We start from the raw sequence: 2,968 nt of genomic DNA, 5'->3' as shown, positions 1-2,968 counted from the left end.
AATATGTTCAAACTGTGGGCATCAACAGAAAATGCCGTTGCACTTGAGAACTTATAAATGCAGTCAATGCGGTTTTGAAACTGACAGAGATTTTAATGCTGCTGTCAACCTGAAAAACTATGTGTATCAGTAGCTTGAGTTCCAAGCGAATTTAAGCCTGTGGAGAAGATAAGTTACAGACTGCGGTCAGTGGTCTTCAGTGTTTGCGCAGCATTGCGTCAGCAAAACAGGAAGCTAGCTCCAAAGCTCATGCAATCATTCATGGGTAAGTTTGGGTAAGTTTAGTAGAACGGAACATGACATAACATGAAAAAAGGAAGGAGAATTCAGTAGATACAATCTAACTCTTTCCTTCCGATTAAATAAAATAATACACAAACCTAAATGTCTTAAATCAAAGCCGATAAATAATCATAATTAGTCAAATATTAATTTCAGTCTTAAAGTACATCTGTATTCCATTTCTACCGAATACTTTGCCTGAGTAGAAAATCTGCTGATAGCAGAAGGAAGAAGGAGAGATAGAAGGAGCGAAAAATATTGCATTGTCTTAGTTTTAAGCTTTTGATATTTCCGCTCCCTTTCCTTCCACTGCTATATAATTTAACTTTGGCGGTGGCGACGCAGAGCAGCAATACCACTTCCGATAGCAGCAATTAAACCAAGGACTGAAGATGGTTCAGGCACACACGTAGCTATCACTTCTTCAGGAGAGGTAGGAATGCCACCAGGGTTGTCGAGAGTCCGCACTCCGAAACGTTCCTCAAGCTCTAGTTCCTTCTGATTTTCAGCTTCAGCAGCAGCTAGAGATTCGCTCATCTGCTCGCGTCTTTCCTGTGCAATTGCTTCGTCACGAACTTGAGCTATTTGTGTTTCAATTTCTACGAGCAGTTCATCTTTTTGGTTGATTTGCTCTTGTTTCTGTGCTAAACTGTTATTCCTGTTGTTCAATGCCTGGTTGCGACTATTGATATCTTCTTGCTTGGCAATAAGTTCGTTGTCACGGGCAATTTCATTATTCTCTTGTTCTTGATTTCGCTCTTTGCGGGCATTGTTAAACAGTCTTGATTCAGCTTCAAGACGTCTATATTCGCTAGCAACTGTTTTCGGTGCGCCCTCTTCAGCCACAACATGGGTAGTGTAACCGCTAATATTACCATCTTCACCATAAACTGGAACCTCTACAGTTACCTCATCGGGACCATAAACCTCTTGATTGCCATTATCATCAAATATTGGGCTATCGCTGTTTTTAGCATCTGCTCTCAAGACATTCTTGAAATATCGGTCAGCTCCATTAAAAAGACTATCTAGAGACTCTTGGGAGTTGTCAATTTCATTGATGAGTGCTTGGGTACGAGCAATATCGGTTTCGTAGAAGGCACGGCGATCATCTTTCTGGAGGTCATTGAGGCCGTTATCAGTGTCAATAGCTGCCAGTTCCTGTTCTGCATTAGCTTCAACTGCTTCAAGTCGCTCACGCAGGTCGTTGGTTGCGTAGAAATTCTCTAGATTATCCTCCAGTTGTGGCTTGAGAGCTGATGTCCGAAGTTATTCATACCTACACCTTTAGCTGCTACGTTCTGATATACACCTAGCCCTGCATTAGCTCCAGAATCTGAACTACCAGAGAAGTGAATACCGTAGAGATTTCCAGCTTCCATAGAGTTTTGGAAGTTGTCACCACCTGGAGTAAAGAATAAGTCACCGTGGAAAATTGGATTGACGTTGCGGTCGTAACCTGCACCTGTTCCGGGTAAGTTACTGCCAATGGCAACGAAGACTTCATTACCGTTTTGGAAAACTCCCATTCCAGTAATATCATAGGTGCTGCCGTCAGTCATGTCTCCAATAGCATCTTGGCTGTATTGCCATCCATTATGAGAGTCCAAGAATAATGCTGTTCCATCATTATTACATTCTAGAAACAGGCTAAACATTCCACTTGTAAGACCTATACCTTGTGCGCTTTGTCCTGCTCCATTTAATAGTAAGGCAGCGATCGCTAAACTGGTAGTAGTTGTATAAACTTGTTTCATAATTTAAGATTTTTGAATAATTTCTTTTCTTTACTGTTCTCAGTATATTAAGAAAAATGTAAATTATTTATCCTCCAATCGGGTGAATTATACTTCCCCCAATCAGGCTAATTAATGTATGATTAAGTATTCACAACAGTTTTAGCTTTTATTTAGCTTGTGTTAACTTTAGTATAAATACTGTATTTTTAGTATTTTTTTATACAATAAATTTATATCATATTTGAAATTCTTTCAAAGAATGCATTAGTTGACAAAAAAATAAGGTCTCATATAAAATCCGGTTATACAGTGTATGTTTATAACTCTATAATTACTTCAGTTTCCCCATCTCTCCCAACTTTATAATAACTACTCAACCAGATTTGATATGAGTTGGTATACTGCTCTTAAAAAATTTCCACAGCCTAAATTATGACTTTTGACTTTTGACTTTCCTTGTCATACGATAATTAATTATCCGGATTCTATATAAGTCCTGTTTTTATTACTATCAGGAGAACTTTAATAGTGGTATTTTGATAATGCACGAAAGTGTCTTTGCCTAAATCCTGATATTATGAATATTTATTACCAAAAAATGAGGTCCAAAGCCTCCTCTTTTAAGGAGATGAAAAGCGGTCGTTTGCTTTGCAACGCTGGCGCGAAAAGCCGAGCTTCCCGTAGGGTGGGATGGCTCCGAAACCTGCGCCATATCCATGAGACCAAGAGAATATTCACTTCAGTACTTCAAGCCTCCAGCTTGAGTGTGGTCGGTACTGATAACTGATAACTGATAACTGATAACTGAAATGACAGATGGATACAAAACGAAGTGCGGACTCTATCAAGCTAGATTTTATTTTAGAAACTATCAACCGCAAGTTACTAGAAACCAAAAATCCTCCTTTAAATACCGCAGAAATTATGCTTCTCCGAGGTATTTGGGA

At 39.0% G+C, this 2,968-nt stretch carries 3 protein-coding genes; 1 reads left to right on the top strand and 2 read right to left on the bottom strand.

All coding sequences use genetic code 11. The annotated features are described in order from the left end of the window. Nucleotide 1: 1 nt before the first annotated feature. Nucleotides 2–133: a zinc ribbon domain-containing protein gene (locus AC3DU7_RS29955; protein WP_488042884.1), complete on the top strand. Its 132-nt coding sequence runs from the start codon at nucleotides 2–4 to the stop codon at nucleotides 131–133. A gap of 470 nt (nucleotides 134–603) precedes the next feature. On the opposite strand, the gene AC3DU7_RS29950 is transcribed toward AC3DU7_RS29955, so the two are convergent. Together AC3DU7_RS29950 and AC3DU7_RS29945 are read right to left on the bottom strand one after the other, a co-directional pair. After that, complete coding sequence (locus AC3DU7_RS29950) at nucleotides 604–1,269, bottom strand: PEP-CTERM sorting domain-containing protein (RefSeq protein WP_488042883.1); 666 nt, start codon at nucleotides 1,267–1,269, stop codon at nucleotides 604–606. 239 nt (nucleotides 1,270–1,508) lie between these two features. Beyond that, nucleotides 1,509–2,039: an XDD3 family exosortase-dependent surface protein gene (locus tag AC3DU7_RS29945; RefSeq protein ID WP_488042882.1), complete on the bottom strand. Its 531-nt coding sequence runs from the start codon at nucleotides 2,037–2,039 to the stop codon at nucleotides 1,509–1,511. Nucleotides 2,040–2,968: the final 929 nt, after the last annotated feature.

The sequence above is a fragment of the Okeania sp. genome (assembly GCF_983059655.1).
Note: the sequence above shows the minus strand (reverse complement) of the source record. Positions and strands in the feature narration are given on the sequence as shown.